This window comes from Flavobacterium flabelliforme (assembly GCF_017948675.1).
Classification (GTDB): Bacteria; Bacteroidota; Bacteroidia; order Flavobacteriales; family Flavobacteriaceae; genus Flavobacterium; species Flavobacterium pygoscelis.
In genome coordinates this window covers 224,826-244,444 of sequence record NZ_JAGFBU010000002.1, presented here as the reverse complement: position 1 = coordinate 244,444, position 19,619 = coordinate 224,826, and the positions used below count along the sequence as shown (strand labels likewise).

The window sequence follows — 19,619 nt, the reverse complement described above, 5'->3', positions numbered from 1 at the left end:
ATCGGGATTTTTGTTTTATAAATTTTATTAAAACAGGAAGAGAATAATTCTCTCCTTACATATTCCTTCTATATTGTCCACCTACTTCAAATAAAGCAGAAGTAATTTGTCCTAATGAGCAAACTTTAGTTGCTTCCATCAAATGTTCAAATAAGTTTTCATTTTTGATGGCCGCTTCTTGAATATCATTCAACTGTTGCTTCACTTTATCTTGATTAGACTGATGCAAATTATTCAACATCGTAATTTGATATTGTTTTTCTTCCTCAGTAGCACGAATAACTTCCGCAGGAATAACCGTTGGAGAACCTTTAGAACTTAAGAAAGTATTCACACCAATAATTGGAAATTCTCCTGTATGTTTTAAAGTTTCATAATACAAGGATTCTTCTTGAATTTTACTTCTTTGGTACATCGTTTCCATGGCACCAAGAACTCCACCACGTTCTGTAATTCTATCAAATTCTGCTAAAACTGCCGCTTCTACAAGATCTGTCAATTCTTCGATGATAAAAGCACCTTGAATTGGATTTTCGTTTTTGGCTAATCCTAATTCTTTATTTATAATCAATTGAATTGCCATTGCACGACGCACTGATTCTTCTGTTGGCGTTGTAATTGCTTCGTCATACGCATTGGTATGTAATGAATTACAATTGTCATAAATTGCATATAACGCTTGCAAAGTTGTACGAATGTCATTAAAGTCAATTTCTTGTGCGTGCAAAGAACGTCCAGATGTTTGAATATGATATTTCAACATTTGCGCTCTTTCATTAGCTCCATATTTATTTTTCATGGCTTTCGCCCAAATTTTGCGCGCTACACGACCAATAACAGCATATTCTGGATCTACTCCGTTAGAAAAGAAGAAGGACAAATTAGGTCCAAAATCGTTGATATTCATTCCGCGACTCAAATAGTATTCTACGTAAGTAAAACCATTAGAAAGCGTAAAAGCCAACTGCGTAATAGGATTCGCTCCTGCTTCGGCAATATGATAACCCGAAATAGAAACCGAATAAAAATTTCTTACATTTTTAGTAATGAAATATTCTTGTACGTCTCCCATTAATCGCAAAGCAAATTCTGTTGAAAATATACAAGTGTTTTGCGCTTGATCTTCTTTTAGAATATCCGCCTGAACTGTTCCACGAACTTGCGAAAGTGTTCTTGCTTTTATTTCATTATACACTTCCAAAGGTAAAACTTGATCTCCTGTTACTCCTAAAAGAAATAAACCTAAACCATTATTTCCTGCTGGCAAATCTCCTTGATAATGAGGCCTAACTACTCCTTTTTCTTTGTATATTTTATTTATTTTTTGCTCAACTTCTTTTTCTAATGCATTTTCCTTAATATAGTACTCACATTGCTGGTCTATGGCTGCATTCATAAAAAATCCTAACAACATAGGAGCTGGCCCATTAATCGTCATACTTACCGAAGTCATTGCATGCACTAAATCAAAGCCAGAATATAATTTTTTGGCATCATCTAAACAACAGATAGAAACTCCTGCATTTCCAATTTTTCCGTAAATATCAGGACGCACATGAGGATCATTTCCGTATAAAGTCACACTATCAAAAGCGGTTGACAATCGTTTGGCTGGTAATCCAGCACTTACATAATGAAAACGTTTATTGGTTCTTTCTGGTCCACCTTCACCGGCAAACATACGAGACGGATCCTCGCCTTCACGCTTAAAAGGATATAAACCTGCAGTAAAAGGAAATTCTCCAGGAACATTTTCTTGCAGACACCAGCGTAAAATATCGCCCCAAGCTTGATACTTTGGTAAGGCAATTTTCGGAATTTGAGAATGCGAAAGGGACTCGGTATGTGTCGCCATTTTTATTTCTCGATCTCGAACTTTAAAGGTATAAACTGGATTTTTGTATTTATTTACTTTTTCATTCCAAGTCAATATAATTTCCCAATTGTAAGGATCTAAATCCATTTTTACTTTCTCAAATTGATTTAGTAATAGATTTAGGAAAATTTTATTTTCTGCAACTCCTTGTTTTTCTGATTCTAGCGCGCTTGGTAAAACAGATTCATCATCGATTCCTGCTTTATTGATTGTAGGAACTTTTCCAGAAACGGTCTCTAATGTTTTAAAAATACCGTATAACTTTTGAGCAACTTGCTCTTGACTTACTGCTGTTACATCATATTTGCGATTGCTTTCAGCAATTTCAGATAAATAACGCGTTCTATGTGGAGGAATAACATATATTTTCTCACTCATTTCACGCGTAATTTGGAACGTAGATTTCAAATCAGAATTTGTTTTCTCATGGACTTTATCCATAATCGATTTGTACAACGTATTCATTCCAGGATCATTAAACTGTGAAGCTATTGTTCCAAAAACTGGCATTTCATCTGGATTTACATCCCACAAATTATGGTTGCGTTGGTATTGTTTTTTAACATCTCTAATCGCATCTAAAGCACCTCTTTTGTCAAATTTATTTAGTGCTACTAAATCAGCAAAATCAAGCATATCGATTTTTTCTAATTGTGTTGCAGCACCAAATTCCGGAGTCATTACATATAATGAAACATCAGAGTGATCCATAATTTCGGTGTCCGATTGACCAATACCAGAAGTTTCAAGGATTATAATATCATATTTGGCCGCTTTAATAACTTGAATTGCATCGGCAACATATTTAGACAAAGCCAAATTGGATTGACGCGTTGCCAAAGAGCGCATATAAACTCTAGGATTATTAATAGCATTCATTCGGATTCTGTCTCCTAATAAAGCACCTCCCGTTTTACGTTTAGAGGGATCTACAGAAATTAAACCAATTGTTTTTTCTGGAAAATCAATAAGAAAACGACGCACTAATTCATCAACCAAAGAAGATTTTCCTGCTCCACCTGTTCCTGTAATTCCAAGAACTGGGGTTTTGCAATCTTCGTTCATTTTTATAATCGCTTCTAAAGCTGGTTTAGCGACCTCAGGAAAATTTTCTGCGGCAGAGATTATTCTTGCAATTGCGGTTGGATTCTTAGACGCTAATTCATCCAACTCATTTGTCAATTTATCACCCGTAGGAAAATCAGATTGTTGCACTAAATCGTTGATCATTCCTTGCAATCCCATTGCCCGACCATCATCTGGCGCATAAATACGAGTAATCCCATAATCTTGTAATTCAGCGATTTCTGAGGGTAAAATCACTCCGCCTCCGCCACCAAATATTTTTATTTGAGGTGCTCCTTTTTCTTGAAGCAAATCGTACATATATTTAAAATATTCATTGTGTCCTCCTTGATAGGAAGTAATAGCAATAGCATTTGCATCTTCTTGAATTGCAGTATTTACTACCTCTTCTACACTTCTGTCGTGTCCTAAATGAATGACTTCAACACCTGTAGATTGTATAATTCTACGCATGATGTTGATTGCTGCATCGTGACCATCAAAAAGAGCGGCTGCAGTTACAATTCTTACTTTATTAATGGGGATATATGGTTTTTGTTGTTCCATTTTATGAATATGATAATTTAAGTCCGCAATTTACAATTTTATTTTAAAGATTATCTGAACTATTGCATGCTTGTTCATAAATCAATTCTTTTTTGTTCTACTAAAATGGGCTATCTTTCTTATTATAAGATTATAAAAGGAATACAGTAGAAAACAATCGTCACTAGATAGCTATAATAATAGGAATGTTACTTTAAAAATATAGTTTTTTTAAACAAGAATTGTTTTATAAATTTGAAAAATATTAAACCTATTTAAATTTTAAAAATATGAAGAAAATCTTCCTTATAATTCTTTTACTAAATGTTATTACTAGTAATTCTTTTGCTCAAAAAGCAGATACAGAAAAGAAAAAAGTAAAAATCACTATTCCGAAATCAGACTTTTACAAAAACATCAAAACCTATAATATCATTATTCAAGGCGACGATACTTGGGACAAGAAATACGCAGACAAGAATAAAATGACTTATGAAAAAAACACAACAAAAAACACAATAGAAGATTATACCAAAAAAGACACTATAAATCCTGACGTACGTGTTTTAATGGGTTACAAAGGACCCACTTATAAAAAATCAAGCAATGGACAATTTGTTTTAGATGGTGATTTTAAATATCTTGTTTTAGGAAAAAATAATGAAATTATTTATGAAAAAGGAGCTAATGCTACCATGTATTCGCCTACTTTTAATGGAAAAGCATATCAGAGTTTGACGAATGATTTAAATAATATAGCCTACAAATACTTAAATGACAATAATATTATTTCAGTTGAGAAAGAGTACTCTATAAATTATGGTATTTTTGAAAAAGTAGAAGAATTTCCAGAATTAGTTGAATTTAATACTAAAACAACAGAATTTCTTGGTAAAATAGAAGCTAATACTTTAGACAAAAATTACTTAACCGATTTAGAGAAATTTTATTTAGGATATATAGGTAAAGAATATAAAAAATTAAAAGTAAAGGATTATAACAAAGTTGTATATCTTAATTTATCACTTACAGCTTTATTTCTATCCAACTTTGATAAATCAATAGAGTATCTAGAAAACGCAAAACAAGGCGCCGGAATGATGAGTATGTGGCCAACCTATACCAAAGAAATTATTGATGGTTTTGTTACTGTAAATTCTTCTATAAGCGGAGCAAAAGTGGCTAATTTATCTTATGATTCTGCATACCAGATTAACATAGATGGTACTGTAACGCAAAGTGGAAGAACCCAAACTGGTAAACTTAAAGTAGATCGCTTTCCTAATCTTGCTGAAGGAAGCATTTTAAATGATAATGATCCCACAGAAGCTAAAGTTTGGATTTATAAGGATAATGGCGAAGTTGACTTTATTAAAGTGGATGACAAAACTTCTATAAAAACCAATGATGGTGTTGAGTTAATCTTTATACCTTATAATAATAAATTTATTCTAGTAGAAAAGACAAACGATTCTTGCTACAAAAAATTTGAATCTAGTTCTGCAATAATCTATTGCAAGCAAGGTGACAAATATGTAATAAAGAAATAATATATATTTCATAAAATCATTAGCAACTTGATAAAAGGGATTTAACTTCGTTAAATCCCTTTCTTTTTATAAGACATTTAATATTTACAAAAAAAGAATTAAACTCAGATTATAAACCGTTAGTATCATTAAAAATGCTATAAAAACTTTTAATGGCTTTATTTTTGAATAAGTAGTATTTTTACAAACGCCAGAAGGCAATATTAATGAAATAAATAATTTTACGATGAAAAAAGTTTTGATTTTAATGGTGGCTGTTTCTCTTTCGAGTTGCGCTGAGATGCAACAAGTGATGAACCAACTTCCGCAAACACAAGGAATAAACGGAATTGATATAGCTGGAGGATTAAAGGAAGCGTTGAATAACGGAATTACAAAACAAGTTACAAAACTTACCGCTACGGATGGTTTTTACAGAAATGAAGCTGTAAAAATTTTACTTCCGGAAGAGTTAAGAAAAGTGGATGCTGGGTTAAGAAAATTAGGACTTAGCTCGTTAGCAGATGAAGGACTAAAAGTTTTAAATCGCGCTGCGGAAGATGCCGTAAAAGAAGCAACTCCAATTTTTGTTGATGCAGTCAGAAACATGACTTTCATGGATGCTAAAACAATATTAATGGGAAGTCAAAACTCTGCGACAAATTATTTACAAAACAGCACTTCGACGGCTTTGTATGGCAAATTTAGTCCGGTGATAAAAAATTCATTTACAAAAGTAGGCGCAGACAAAGTTTGGTCAAATATTATTAACAAATACAATAGCATTCCGTTGGTTAATAAAGTAAACCCAGATTTAACGGATTATGTAACTAATCAGGCAATGAATGGCGTTTTTAAAATGGTCGCTGTTGAGGAAAAAAATATTAGAACCAATATCAATTCTAGAACATCTGTGTTGTTACAAAAAGTCTTTGCAATGCAAGATTCTAATAGGTAATTTACAATGAATTCAAACTGATGCAGGAAACACCGTATTAAAGTTAATTTACCTTAAAAAAACTTAACGTATGTACAACAAACTAATAACATAATCTTAACAGCAAGAGATTCTATTATGTATGATCTTTGCCATGTAATAAACTGGTTATTTATTATTTTTGGTTTTGGTTAGTTAAAGAATTGCCTGCATTTTTTAAATGCAGGCATTTTTTATTTAGTAGTATTTATAAATGACAATACTGTAGCATTAAAAGCATTAGGTTGCTCTACATTGACCACATGACCACAATTCTCTATAACAAAAAGTTTAGAGGATTTATAGTGACTCTCTACTACTTTTCGAACCGAAGGTAAAAACATATAGTCCTCTTCTCCCATTACATAAAGCGTAGGAATATTTAATTCAACTTGGCGAAACCATTTTAATATTGGATTGATCTCTGCAGTTAACTTAAACCATTTGATAAATTCTTTTTGATATAATTTTTTAGCTTCATTAATAAAAAGTAAGCGCGATTGTTTGTGATTTTTTTTTGGCATTATTACAAAAGCAAACAATCGATATAAAACTAAATAGGGCAATACATATTTAAAAACATTGCCTAAACGCATTAAAACTTGGGAACGAAAATTCATTTTTAAAATGGCTCCTCCTAAAATCATACTTTGCACACGTTCGGGATACATTTCTGCTAAATGTCTGATTAGAATAGTACCCAAAGAAATTCCAACAAAATGTGATTTCTGAATTTTCAAAAAGTCCAAAACCTCTAAAATATCATTAGCTAAGGCCGTAAAAGTATATTTTTGTTTGAAAGCCGTTTTTAAAGTAGTTTTCGATTCACCATGTCCTCTTAAGTCTAGTAACAATACATTAAATTGTTTTTTGAAGTCACGAATTTGCTTGAACCAGATAGACGAACTTCCACCAGCGCCATGAACAAAAGTAACCCATTGGTCACTTTTTTTATTCTCATATATGGTATAATTAATCACGTCTTTTTTTTGTAAAAATAGGACTTTAATTTTAAATCCCAATTCTCCTTAAAACATTGCTTCTTACATGTCCAAAAAGAAAGTATTACATGTAAATCAGAATTATATTTTTTAATGTAATTGCTTAAAATACGCAAAAGCTTTCAGCAACCTACTGCCATGCCAGGAGAACATCTCTCCATCTACGAGAATAGTCTTGGCCTGAGGCGCATTTTCATTTATTTCATCTACATGCTTTTCTTGAAAAGGATAAGGTTCTGAAGAAAGAAATACCAGATCTGGATTGTTTTCCAAGGCCATATTTTGAAGTTTTATTTCTGGATATCGTGCTCTATTACTGTAGCAATTTTCAAAATGATTTAATTTTAATAATTCATCAATAAAAGTACCTGATCCAGCAACCATAAAAGGATCTTTCCAAATAAAATAAGCTACTTTTTTTACGGGAAAATCTTTGATAAACAACTTAAAATCATTCCAAGCAAAAGCAATTTTATCATTCCATTTTTTTGCTTCTGTTCTGCAATTAAAGAGTTGTCCAAAATCTGAAATCATCTTAAAATTATCTTCAATTGTAATAATATCTGTTACCCAAACTGGGCAAATTTTTTGCAATTCCGCTACAATTTCTTTTGTATTCTCCTCTTTATTACAAATGATGATATCCGGTTGTAACAATCGGATTTTTTCATAATGCACTTTTTTAGTTCCACCAACTGCTTTTATAGTCGATTTAAGAGAATAAGGATGCACACAAAATTTAGTAATTCCGACAATTTTACTTTCTAAACCTAAATCACACAACAACTCCGTTTGCGAGGGAACAAGTGAAATGATTCGCTTAGGCGAAGTTACAAAGGAATGTGAAGTTCCCAATTGGTCAACAAATATTTTTGGTGTCAATTTATTGCTGTTTTAGAAAGAAGTTATTTTTTTTCGAAATTGAATCGAATGCAAAATTAAAAAGATGACGTTTAATTCATTCTTTCAAATCTTATTTTTATACTAAAATGTAAAATTGCTGTTCATTATCTCTTCCATTTCCTGTTGCATTTTTAGCGCTTCTACTCTTGCTTTTTCTGCATAATCTAAACCGTTTGAAGCATAAATAATTCCTCTAGAAGAATTTATAAGCAAACCCACATTTTTATTTAGTCCGTATTTACAAACTTCAGAAAGACTTCCTCCTTGTGCTCCTACTCCTGGAACTAGTAAAAAACTGTCTGGTACAATTTTTCTAATTTCAGTAAAATATTCTGCTTTTGTAGCGCCCACAACGTACATCAAATTTTCTGAATTTTTCCAAGATTTAGATACTTCAAGCACTTTTTTATACAATTCTTTAGGTTGTGAATCATCAGAAACAGTCAAAGTCTGAAAATCAAAAGCACCTTCATTAGAAGTTAACGCTAACATAATGGTATGCTTGTTTTTGAAAGCTAAAAAAGGTTCTACGGAATCTTTGCCCATATAAGGCGCAACTGTTACACTATCAAAATTTAAATCTTCAAAAAAAGCTTTGGCATACATGGAAGAGGTATTTCCAATATCACCTCTTTTTGCATCGGCAATTGTAAACAGTTCTGGGTACTTTTCATTAATATAATTGATTGTTTTCTGTAAAGAAATCCATCCTTTTATACCATAAGCTTCATAAAAAGCAGTGTTGGGTTTATAGGAAACGCACAAGTCGTACGTTGCATCTATTATTCCTTTATTAAATTCGAAAATAGGATCTTCTAATTCTAATAAATGAGTTGGTATTTTACTTAAATCAACATCTAATCCTATGGTTAGAAATGATTTTTTACGTTTAATTTGATCTATTAATTGTTGTGTTGTCATTTTTATGTAGTTGTGCTGCAAAATTACAAACATAGTATGGATAACCTATAAATATTAAAATAAATTTTCAGTTAGAAACACCACGCTGCAACCTAACTCAAAATTACTAGGTTAATTCCTGACTGACTTATCTGTCTTAGTTAAAAAAGATTGTGTATAAAAAAGCAATAACCTGAATCGCTCAATCGTAGAAAGTGCCTAAAATAAAAATCAATTTAAGGCACTTCTTTATTTTGATTTATTTGAGTTAAAATCTATTGAATTTAAAAAGAAAATTAATGTTAAAAAAACGTAAAATTAACAGTTGTTGATTAAATCAAAAAAACACGCAAATAAGAGAAGCATAAAGTATAAGATACTAAAAATCAAAAGATATCATTTTGTAAAAAGACATAAATAATTCAAAACAAAACCTTTTGAAGTGTAAATTCATACAAATATTGAATCAGAATGATTGTAAAAATGAAATTAGATGTAACATTTTTATATCTTTACTCATTAATTACTATTTTATGAAGATCTATTTAAAATTTGATTACGTCCAACTGACGAAAAAAATTGTTCAAGAAAAATTATCTGAACTAGGTTATAAGTATAATTTTATTGGTTTTGGCGAATTCAATTTTTTAGAAAAAGTACCTTCTGCAAAAATAGAAGAGCTTACTACTACCTTTCGCGAATATGGAATTGAAATAGTAGAAAGTCAAAAAAGTGTTTTAGTTCAAAAAATAAAAGATGCTATAGTTGAAATGGTTCACAGCGAAACTCCTTTAAACATCAAAAGCTCTGTTTATATTGCCGATAAATTAAATCTTAGTTACGCCTATTTATCGAATGTTTTTTCGGAAGTAACCTATACTTCTATTGAAAACTTTATTATCATTCAAAAAATAGAATTGGCAAAACAGTTAATGATTAATACACCACTTAATTTAACCGAAATTTCTATTCAATTAAATTATTCTAGTGTAGCCCATTTAAGTACGCAATTCAAGAATATGACTGGAATGACACCTTCGTCATTTCAAAAAATCATCCTAAAACGAAGAGAATTATCCAACAAAAAACAATAGCTAAACTAATTACAAATATGACTACTGATTATATAAACATTTGCCTTGCTGACGATGATGAAGACGATAGATTGTTTTTTACAGATGCATTTGATGAATTAAAAATTAACACTAAAGTTACCACTTTCAATGACGGTGTAGAACTGATGGATTATTTAAATGATGAAGATTCCGTTTTGCCAAACGTATTATTCTTAGATTTAAACATGCCAAAAAAGAATGGTGTTGAATGTTTGTTAGAAATTAAGAAAAATGAAAAGCTAAATGATATTGCAATCGCTATTTATTCTACCTCTTCCTCTGAAGAGCATATAGAGGAAACCTTTATCAATGGTGCTAATATCTACATCAAAAAACCAAATGACTTCGAGAATTTAAAAAAGATTCTTTCTGAGGTTGTAACTATTAATTGGCAATACCATACTTCTGGTTTAAACAAAGAAAATTTCTTAATGAGAATGTAAATGAAACATATCCAACTTCATAAATCACCTCTATTTCTAAAAATTATTTTTGTCATTTCGGTAGCAATTATATTTTTTATTGGTGGTATTACTTTCAAGCATATTACGGTATTAAAAAAATCGTCTGCTTATGTAAGTAATAGTTATGAGGTAAATATTGAACTTGAGCGCTTATTGTCTTGTATTAAGGATGCGGAAACCGGTCAAAGGGGTTATTTATTGACGAGAGATAAAAAATTCCTTAGACCGTATCACAATTCTGGCGCATTAATCAAAAAGTCTTATCAACGCATTTCAGAGTTAACTGCCAATAGCAGGACGCAACAAAGCAACTTAAAAAAACTTCAATACCATATTAATAGAAGGCTAAATTATTTATCTAAAAATCTATATTTAATTGAGCAAAAAAATTATAAGATTAAGACACTGGATTCTAATTTTGTAACGGGGCAAAAAGCAATGGATTCTATTCGATATAGGATACAATCTATGATAATTACCCAAAAAATTCTATTAAAAAATAGACAAAAGGATTATGAATCAACGATGAATTATACTCCGCTATTAATCTATTTAACACTTATTATAACTTTAATTTTGATCACGATTGCATTTGTCAAAATGAATCGAGATCTGATACTGCTTAAAAACACAATTGACACTCTTACAATTGCAATAGAAGCCAATAAACTTTCTGAAATAGTGGGCAATTTTGGCAGTTGGCAATTGGACATCGAAACCTTTAAATATTCTTTTTCTGATAACGAGTATCGACTTTTAGGGTGTGAACCTCAGTCTTTTGAAGCCAGTAAAGAGGAATATTTTAAATTCATTCACCCCGATGATTTAGAATCAGTTAAAGAAAGTGTAAAAAATGTTAGTATCAATAATGCTTTCATACCCATAACCTACCGCATAATTAGAAAAGATGGTGAAGTAAGATATTTTAAAGACAAAGGACAAATTGTTTCCTTTTCTTCAGATAAAAAAACTTTCATCGGTACGACTAGAGACATTACTTCTGAGATTAATGATCGCATTACTACTGAAGAACGCAACAGAGAGTTAGAAAGTAATAATAAAGAGCTTAGTGCTTTCAATTACATTGCCAGTCATGATTTACAAGAACCTTTACGTAAAATAGAAACTTTTATTTCCCGTTTAGTAAGTAAAGACTACGACAATTTATCCAGTTCTGGTCAACAATACATTTCTAGTATTCAAAAATCAACCAATAGAATGCGAGTTCTTATAGAAGATTTACTACAGTTTTCTAGAACCAATAAGATGGAAAAAACATTTGAAGAAGTAGATTTGAATACTCTTCTTGAAAATGCAAAACAGGAACTCGCACAAATTATTGAAGATAAAAAGGCGAAAATAGAAAATAGTGCCTTACCAATTTTAAAAGTAATTCCGTTCCAAATGCAACAATTATTGATCAATTTGATTGGGAATTCATTAAAATACAGCTCGCAAGACAGAACACCAATAATAAAAATAGACTATTCTAAAGTAATTGCTAACGAAGAAGAATTGCTTCCAGAAACGCATCATAAATACCATCGCATCATCATTAAAGATAACGGAATTGGTTTTGATCAAGAATACGCTAAAAATATTTTTGTGCTTTTTAATAGACTTCATAATAAAAATGAATATCAAGGAACTGGGATTGGTTTAGCCATTTGCAAAAAAATAGTAGAAAACCATAAAGGATTTATTTTTGCAAAAGGAATTGTTGATAAGGGATCTGATTTCATTATTTATTTACCCGCAGAATAAGTACTTAGCAACATCATTTATAATTGCAAATAATCTTTAACAAACAAAAAACTGTTTTATAAATGAGACACAATTTGCATAATAACTTTGATTTTCAAGAGATTTTATATAGAATTGAAAAATTATCTTCCGATTCTAAACCACTTTGGGGAAAAATGAATGTCGAACAAATGGTAGCACATTTAAACGCATTTCTTGAAACAGCATTAGATATTAACAATCCCAAAAGAATGTTTATTGGAAAAGTAATTGGAACATTTTTTAAAGCAAGATATATAAGTGAAAAACAATTTTCTAAAAATTCTAAAACACACAAGAATTACAAATTTTCGGATGTAAGAGATTTTCAAAAAGAAAAAATAAGATCCATTGATTTGCTAAATCAATTTTACAAAGGTGGAATATCAAAATGGACTACAAAACCGCATCCCTTTTTTGGCCACTTAACTGCAGAAGAATGGGCAATTGTACAATGGAAACATTACGACCATCATTTAAGACAGTTTGGAGTGTAGAAAAAAGGATTAGTTTCTTAGATTTTAAGGAAAAGGAAAACATTGAGTTTCATTTATGTTCCGTTCTTATTGTCGTTGCAATTAGTTTTTTTGTAATTAAATAAGAATCTTATACTTTCGCTTTTTTGATCACAAATCTACCTTTCTTAAACAAAAATCATTTATATTTTTTCTAAACCTACAACTACCTAACTTATAATAGCATTTTTGAACTATTGTAGTCTTCAAAAAATTCTTATTTCAGTTTTGAAAGAATAAAACCTTTAAATTCTGTAAGATATTTTTAAATGGATGTAACATATTTTTAAAGATCTAAACGGAACTTTGCATCATACTTTTTTATAAAATAAAAAGTATAATATCTCATTAAATCATCCATTTGATTTAAAAAACAAACATGAAAAACATATTGAATATCAAAAAAGTATTCACTGCATTAGCAATATTTTCAGGAATAGTAATAGTTGATGCTCAGGAAATAGAAAAACAGGATCAAACATTTCTCTATGAAATTGGTTTGGCAACAAGCAATACAGACATAAGTTTAGGTTACGAACATTTTAATAATTATGCAGTGCTTACAAATCAAAACGTTAAAGAGGGATTAAGTCAAGTTTCGCTGAAATTAGCTTACAGATTTAAATTATAACACCATCTTAAATGAAAACAATTAAAATACTATTAAGCCTTGCTATAATTACACTTAGTTTTAGTTCTTGCAAAAGTGATCAACAAAAAAAAGCGGAAATAGTTACCAATAATTACGTTCGATTTGTAGACTCTGTTACGAACATTGGCAGAATTAATGCTATTGAGAATTGGAATGCAATTGCAAAGAGTTATGATAAAAAATCAAACGAACTCAATATTGAAATTGACAAACTGGAAGACGTTACTATTTATGATAAAAAAATAAATCCAGCTACCGCAAAATATGAAAATTTTAGAAATCTAGCTTTTGAAAAGAAGTTAGAGCAAAAAAAAGATTCCCCATCAAAATAAAGAATTAGTTAGTTATCCAAAAAAAACCAGCGAGAACTCATTTCCGCTGGTTTTTTATTTATATTATATTTCAATATTTTATTTAGAAAACTTCGCTGGCTTCCTTTAATTTTTCCATGTTGTTCACTAATTGCAACTCGTCAATTAGTTTCTGGATTTTTCCGTTCATTACACCATCCATATCAAAAACATCCATACCAACTCTGTGATCCGTTACACGACCTTGTGAATAATTATAGGTACGAATTTTTGCAGAACGGTCACCCGAGCTTACTTGCGATGTACGTTTTACAGCGTCTTCGGCTTGTTTTTTTGCTAATTCTTGTTCGTACAAACGAGAACGTAAAACACCAAAAGCTTTATCCTTATTCTTGTGTTGCGATTTTTGATCTTGACATTGTGCCACTAATCCTGTAGGAATATGCGTCAAACGAACTGCCGATTTAGTTGTATTTACCGATTGTCCTCCTGGTCCTGACGAACAGAAAAAATCGACACGCACATCATTCATATCAATTTGTACATCAAACTCTTCCGCTTCAGGAAGCACCATCACAGTCGCTGCCGAAGTATGTACACGTCCTTGTGTTTCCGTTTGAGGAACACGTTGTACGCGGTGAACACCAGCTTCAAATTTCAAAGTTCCATATACATCTTCACCAGTTACTTCAAAAATAACCTCTTTGAATCCGCCAGAAGTTCCTTCATTCATATCTACAACCGAAGTTCTCCAGCCTCTATTTTCACAATATTTGGTATACATACGAAATAGATCTCCTGCAAAAATACTAGCTTCATCCCCACCCGTTCCGGCACGAATCTCCACCATAACATTTTTTGCATCCTCAGCATCCTTAGGAATCAACATAAATTTGATTTCCTCCTCTAGAGTTGGCAATCTGTCTTTGGCTTCATCCAGTTGCATTTTGGCCATTTCGGTCATATCTGCATCACTATTATCAGCAATTATTTCGTTTGCTTCATCAATATTGGCCATCAAAACCACGTATTCATCGCGTTTTTCTGCCAAAGCTTTTAAACTTTTATACTCTTGATTCAATTGCACATAACGTTTCTGATCCGAGATTACATCTGGTTGAATGATTAAATCCGAGATCTCATCGAAACGTTGTTTTACTATTTGAAGTCTATCTAACATTTTCTGTTCTTTTATTGGAGTGCAAAATTACGAAATTTTTATTTATAGTTCGATACTTGCTCTTTTCAATTTTTCTCCTTTACTATAAATGCAGTTTTAGGAGCTATTTCCTGCTTTCCGCTTGTATCTTTTATTATAGTTTTACGCTAGCGCTCCAAACTAAAATAAAAGGATATCGCTGTAATCAGGGCTAAGGTTTTATAATAACTAAACTAGTATCAAATGGGGAGTACTTGTTAATTTCTAACAAGAGTTTTCATTTTAATATTTAATTATAGTGGTGTAAAAATAGTCTACGATAAACAATAATTTATTCTCCATTTTTAAGAAAAATACATTCCTTACAATTTAATTATTAAAAGATAAATGAAATTGAAAAATAAAGTAAGTTCTTATACTACCTTTGGTTTGCTTTTAAAAAAATAAATAAGTAAAAAAATAGTTCCTATGCCTACAGTAATTACTTCTAAGAATGACGATGAAGAGAACTATTCCTCTCAATTATTAACAGCAAATAAAAATCTAGCGTTACAAATTATTGAAACAAAAACACGTGAAGCGCAGTTAGTTATAGCTAATGCTAAACTTGTTTTTCAAAATAAAGAAAAAGAAAATCGCGCCGCTGAATTAGTCATTGCTAATCAAGAATTAGCTTTTCAGAATCAAGAAAAGCAGAATCTAGCAGAAGAACTAATTGTAGCTAACACGCAACTTGAGTTTCAAAATAATGAAAAGGAAGATCGTGCCGCTGAATTAATCATTGCTAATCAAGAATTAGCGTATCAAAATAAAGAAAAGCAAAAACGAGCGGAAGAACTAATTGTAGCCAACACCGAACTTAAGTTTCAGAATATTGAAAAGGAAAACCGTGCCGCCGAATTAATTATTGCTAATCAAGAACTAGCTTATCAAAATGAAGAAAAGCAAAAAAGAGCGGAAGAATTAATTATAGCCAACACCGAACTTAAGTATCAAAACAAAGAAAAAGAAAAACGTGCTGCTGAATTAATTATTGCTAATCAAGAACTAGCCTTCCAAAATCAAGAAAAGCAAAAACGAGCAGAAGAATTAATTGTAGCCAACACGGAATTAGGGTTTCAAAATAAAGAAAAAGAAAAACGTGCAGCCGAATTAATTATTGCAAATCTTGAACTTGCCTACCAAAATCAAGAAAAACAAAAACGAGCGGAAGAATTAATTGTAGCCAACACCGAACTAGAATTTCAAAATAAAGAAAAAGAGAAACGTGCCGCCGAGTTAATAATTGCCAATGAAGAATTAGCGTATCAAAATCAGGAAAAGCAGAAACGAGCTGAAGAGCTAATCATTGCCAACGAGGAGCTAGAATTTCAAAATAAAGAAAAAGAAAAGCGTGCTAACGAATTATTAATTGCCAATAAGGAAATAGAATCGTTTACCTATATTTCTAGTCATGACTTGCAAGAACCTTTACGAAAAATCCAGTCTTTTTCTGGAAGAATCTTTGTAGAAGAGTATGACAATTTATCTGCAATGGGTAAATATTATGTAGAAAGAACAAAGCTTTCTGCCTTGCACATGCAAACGCTTATAAATGACCTACTTGCCTATTCAAGAACAAATACAACACAAAGAAAATTTGTAAATAGCGATTTAAATCAAGTAGTGAATGAAGCGTTAGAAATGCTCAAAGAAGAGCTACAAGATAAAGACGCTACGATAGAGATTAAAGATTTGTGTGAGATAAATATCATTCCGTTTCAATTTAGACAACTGATTCAAAATTTAATAAGTAACTCCCTTAAATTTTCAATTCCAGGAAAAAAACCACATATTGTAATCATGTGCAATTTCATCAAATATGATCCAACAACTGCTATTGATTATATATTAAAAAAAGATTACTACCATATCACTATAAAAGATAATGGAATAGGATTTGAAGCAGAATATAAAGATAAAATTTTCGAAATATTTCAACGTTTACACGATAGAAAAGAATACCCAGGAACAGGAATTGGACTAACGATCGCAAGAAAAATAATTGAAAATCACCATGGACTTATCACTGCTGAAGGAAAAATCAATGAAGGCGCACAATTTGACATTTACATTCCTGCTCAACAGTAATTATTTAAAATAAAACTAACCAACTTACTTAATTCTAGTTCTAAAATTAGTTTAGTTATATCGATTGTAATTTTTATCTTATAAATTTTATAATTTGAATTTAAATAAATAGTAATTTTGAGACTCCGTATTTTGAAATGTTTATTAATAGAGAAAATTGTATTAGTATTATTTTTGAAAATTATAGTGGTATTATATATTTCTCAATTTAGAGAAAAGAGAAGTATTTAGATTTACTAATTAGTCAAAAAAATTGAAAGAAAAAGTAAACGAAGATCATAAAATAATTTCAGTGCCAAGCTTACTTCAAATTGGCTACTATTTATTTGGAATTTTATTCTCCTTAGGACTAACTTATTTGATATACAGTTCAAAAACAAATCCTAATGAGGGTCAAAATGAGGTTGTAAAAGGCGTTATAGTATTTATATTCTTGTCCATGGTACTGGCTTGTACTTATATGCTTTTGCGTTCAAAAAAGATTGTGCTTACAAATAAAAATTTAATACTATCGTATCCGTTACTATTCTACTCTAAAAAGATAGAATTTAAAAATATAAAAAAAGTAACTGAAGACAATTATAAAATAAAAAGCTCTCATAATTTTAGTCAAATAGATATATATAGCGGTCTAAAAATCACTATTGAATTTTTTGACTCTAAAAAAATTGTAATTAATTCTATGGAAATAACGAATTACAATTTGATGTCAAAGAATTTAAAAAATACGACTAGACCCTATTTTAAAATAGTATTACAAGATAAGAGTCAAAAGAATTTTCAAGGATATGGATGTTTATTAGTTTTAGTTATAGTGACCTCTGGACTACTAATTTCCTTATTTTAAAATAACATTACTGCGAGCTTATAAGCTCTAGTTTGCAATTTAGATAGGCTGGACGATGTCTTTTTCCTATTTTTGTTTTCACTTTAAACCTTCTAATTTCAAATCTATGAAAAATAAAATTGCATTACTCGTATTTCTTGTAGCTTTTAGTGCTTGTAAAAAAGTAGATTCTGAAGCAAATGAAAAAGATAAAATCAAATTAGCGCATTGGCTTTTAGGAAATTGGGAAGACAAATCAGTAGATGGTTCACTCACTGAAAATTGGTCAAAAGTAAATGACAGTACGTATCAAGCTACTTCTCACTTTATAAAACTAAAAGATACCTTGCACTATGAAACCATTCGCTTGCAACAAAAAGGCGAAACACTAACCTATATAGCAACTGTACAAGGACAAAATGATGACAAGCCTGTTGCTTTCAATCTAATAACAGCTACCGATAAACAATTGGTTTTCGAAAATCTAAAAAATGATTATCCACAAAAAATTAGCTACACTCACATTTCAAAAGACAGTTTAGTTGCTGAAATTTCTGGAATACAGCAAGGAAAAGCAAGTAGCGAGAAATATAAAATGGGTAAACGTAAGTAACGTATCGACTTTGAATCATATCTTTTTACTTTTGCCTTCCTTAAATTTAATTAATATTAAAAACCTTGTTAACAACAGTGAATAAAGCACTTAAATAAATAAGACGAACTTTTCAGGATAGATTAAAAATCTGCAATATGGTGTTTAATCTCCTAATAATTATATTGGAATCCTATTCTCAATTAATAGAAAAACAGGAAGCATAAGCCGTTTACATTGATTGGGATTTTATACTTTATGTACAACTAGTTTCGTAGTTAGAAAATTTGTTAATAATTTAAAAATTACGCCTCTTAAATCGCAAGCATTGGCAAGCATCAAGACTTAAGGCTGTAATTGCGCCGCAGATTCAAAAATGAAATCAAATTGAAAAATTACGAAAACTTACGCGATACTCTTTTATTTTATGGAGTTGATTGTCACCAACCCTATTATGTATCTTCTGGTAACACCATTTTTGAATTTCCTGACAAAAGCTTTCGGATGGATTTTTATTCCATTTGTATCTGTATCAATGGAGAAATCACTATCGAAATAAATAATAAACTCTATACGATAACAAAAAATAGTTTTTTCATTTCTGCCCCATCAACCATAGTTCGTTTTAAAGCTGTAAGTATAGATCTTGAAATTAAATTACTGTTTTTCGAAAATAATTTTTTACTTAAAAATATGGCTAATCCATTTTTTATAGAAAAACTATCACTGTTCCAACACTCCTATTACAGTGTAATTAATTCGAATGAAGTAGAAGCCGAAAAATTGCATAATATTCTTAATTACTTAAAGGAACAGTCTAAAAGGAACGGAAAATTTGTAGAGGATATTATACGCACAATCATTGTAAATCTGTTATTGGAAGCCGCCCATATTATAGATCAATATAAAACTCAATCTACGGAAAATCATCCCTTAAACAACAGTTTGTTTTATAAATTTATGACATTAGTAAATGAAAATAGTAGTAAACATAAAGAAGTTGACTTTTATGCCAATCAATTATTCATCAGCAACAAACACTTGATTGTTTTGTCAAAAAAAGCAACTGGGAAAACACCACATCAAATTATAGATGAAGCTTTATTAAAAGAGGCTTTTGTTTTATTAAGCACACCAGAACTCACGGTCTCAGAAATTGCTTACCGTCTTCAGTTTAATTCCAATTCTGCTTTCGGACGATTCTTTAAAAGGTATACTACCATTTCGCCTTCTGAATATAGAATCCGAGAAGACGTTTAGAATTTAAGGTTAGATAT

17 protein-coding genes are annotated in these 19,619 nt (G+C 30.6%); 12 read left to right on the top strand and 5 right to left on the bottom strand.

What is annotated here, in order from left to right; all coding sequences use genetic code 11:
* Window positions 1-55: 55 nt before the first annotated feature.
* Window positions 56-3,508, bottom strand: coding sequence for a methylmalonyl-CoA mutase family protein (locus J3S90_RS07385; RefSeq protein WP_210645659.1), 3,453 nt, complete (start codon window positions 3,506-3,508; stop codon window positions 56-58).
* A gap of 269 nt (window positions 3,509-3,777) precedes the next feature.
* Here J3S90_RS07385 and J3S90_RS07380 point away from each other — a divergent pair, with 269 nt between their 5' ends.
* Both J3S90_RS07380 and J3S90_RS07375 read left to right on the top strand, forming a co-directional pair.
* Complete coding sequence (locus tag J3S90_RS07380) at window positions 3,778-5,037, top strand: hypothetical protein (RefSeq protein ID WP_210645658.1); 1,260 nt, start codon at window positions 3,778-3,780, stop codon at window positions 5,035-5,037.
* Between the two features lie 226 nt (window positions 5,038-5,263).
* Entirely contained in the window at window positions 5,264-5,974 is a 711-nt protein-coding gene (locus J3S90_RS07375) for a DUF4197 domain-containing protein (RefSeq protein ID WP_210645657.1), read from the top strand.
* A 212-nt stretch (window positions 5,975-6,186) separates the two neighbouring features.
* Here J3S90_RS07375 and J3S90_RS07370 read toward each other — a convergent pair whose 3' ends face one another.
* The 3 genes from J3S90_RS07370 to pyrF all read right to left on the bottom strand — a co-directional run bounded on the left by J3S90_RS07370 (window position 6,187) and on the right by pyrF (window position 8,817).
* On the bottom strand, window positions 6,187-6,972 hold the full coding sequence (locus J3S90_RS07370; protein WP_188050171.1) for an alpha/beta fold hydrolase: 786 nt from the start codon (window positions 6,970-6,972) through the stop codon (window positions 6,187-6,189).
* Window positions 6,973-7,083: 111 nt separating this feature from the next.
* Complete coding sequence (locus tag J3S90_RS07365; protein WP_210645656.1) at window positions 7,084-7,875, bottom strand: ABC transporter substrate-binding protein; 792 nt, start codon at window positions 7,873-7,875, stop codon at window positions 7,084-7,086.
* A gap of 102 nt (window positions 7,876-7,977) precedes the next feature.
* Complete coding sequence (pyrF, locus tag J3S90_RS07360; protein ID WP_210645655.1) at window positions 7,978-8,817, bottom strand: orotidine-5'-phosphate decarboxylase; 840 nt, start codon at window positions 8,815-8,817, stop codon at window positions 7,978-7,980.
* A 512-nt stretch (window positions 8,818-9,329) separates the two neighbouring features.
* On the opposite strand from pyrF, the gene J3S90_RS07355 reads away from it, so the two are divergent.
* The 6 genes from J3S90_RS07355 (at window position 9,330) to J3S90_RS07330 (ending at window position 13,656) form a co-directional block, all read left to right on the top strand.
* Window positions 9,330-9,890, top strand: a complete 561-nt coding sequence (locus tag J3S90_RS07355) for a helix-turn-helix domain-containing protein (RefSeq protein ID WP_188050169.1) — start codon at window positions 9,330-9,332, stop codon at window positions 9,888-9,890.
* A 17-nt stretch (window positions 9,891-9,907) separates the two neighbouring features.
* Window positions 9,908-10,354, top strand: a complete 447-nt coding sequence (locus tag J3S90_RS07350) for a response regulator (protein WP_188050168.1) — start codon at window positions 9,908-9,910, stop codon at window positions 10,352-10,354.
* Complete coding sequence (locus J3S90_RS07345) at window positions 10,355-12,139, top strand: CHASE3 domain-containing protein (protein ID WP_210645654.1); 1,785 nt, start codon at window positions 10,355-10,357, stop codon at window positions 12,137-12,139.
* Window positions 12,140-12,201: 62 nt separating this feature from the next.
* Window positions 12,202-12,654, top strand: coding sequence for a DUF1569 domain-containing protein (locus J3S90_RS07340; protein ID WP_210645653.1), 453 nt, complete (start codon window positions 12,202-12,204; stop codon window positions 12,652-12,654).
* Between the two features lie 397 nt (window positions 12,655-13,051).
* The gene (locus J3S90_RS07335; protein ID WP_210645652.1) at window positions 13,052-13,303 is read left to right on the top strand and encodes a hypothetical protein; all 252 of its coding nucleotides are present in this window, start codon (window positions 13,052-13,054) and stop codon (window positions 13,301-13,303) included.
* Window positions 13,304-13,314: 11 nt separating this feature from the next.
* On the top strand, window positions 13,315-13,656 hold the full coding sequence (locus J3S90_RS07330) for a hypothetical protein (RefSeq protein ID WP_210645651.1): 342 nt from the start codon (window positions 13,315-13,317) through the stop codon (window positions 13,654-13,656).
* Between the two features lie 82 nt (window positions 13,657-13,738).
* On the opposite strand, the gene prfA is transcribed toward J3S90_RS07330, so the two are convergent.
* On the bottom strand, window positions 13,739-14,815 hold the full coding sequence (gene prfA, locus J3S90_RS07325) for a peptide chain release factor 1 (protein WP_188050163.1): 1,077 nt from the start codon (window positions 14,813-14,815) through the stop codon (window positions 13,739-13,741).
* Between the two features lie 447 nt (window positions 14,816-15,262).
* Between prfA and J3S90_RS07320 the strand changes: the two genes are divergently transcribed.
* The 4 genes from J3S90_RS07320 (at window position 15,263) to J3S90_RS07305 (ending at window position 19,602) form a co-directional block, all read left to right on the top strand.
* Window positions 15,263-16,924 carry a sensor histidine kinase gene (locus J3S90_RS07320; RefSeq protein ID WP_210645650.1) on the top strand — a complete coding sequence of 554 codons (1,662 nt, stop codon included), beginning with the start codon at window positions 15,263-15,265 and terminating at the stop codon, window positions 16,922-16,924.
* Between the two features lie 253 nt (window positions 16,925-17,177).
* Window positions 17,178-17,771 carry a hypothetical protein gene (locus J3S90_RS07315; protein WP_210645649.1) on the top strand — a complete coding sequence of 198 codons (594 nt, stop codon included), beginning with the start codon at window positions 17,178-17,180 and terminating at the stop codon, window positions 17,769-17,771.
* Window positions 17,772-17,877: 106 nt separating this feature from the next.
* Window positions 17,878-18,363 (top strand): DUF6265 family protein, encoded by a 486-nt coding sequence (locus J3S90_RS07310; protein WP_210645648.1) that lies wholly within the window; start codon window positions 17,878-17,880, stop codon window positions 18,361-18,363.
* A gap of 366 nt (window positions 18,364-18,729) precedes the next feature.
* Complete coding sequence (locus J3S90_RS07305) at window positions 18,730-19,602, top strand: AraC family transcriptional regulator (RefSeq protein ID WP_188050156.1); 873 nt, start codon at window positions 18,730-18,732, stop codon at window positions 19,600-19,602.
* Window positions 19,603-19,619: the final 17 nt, after the last annotated feature.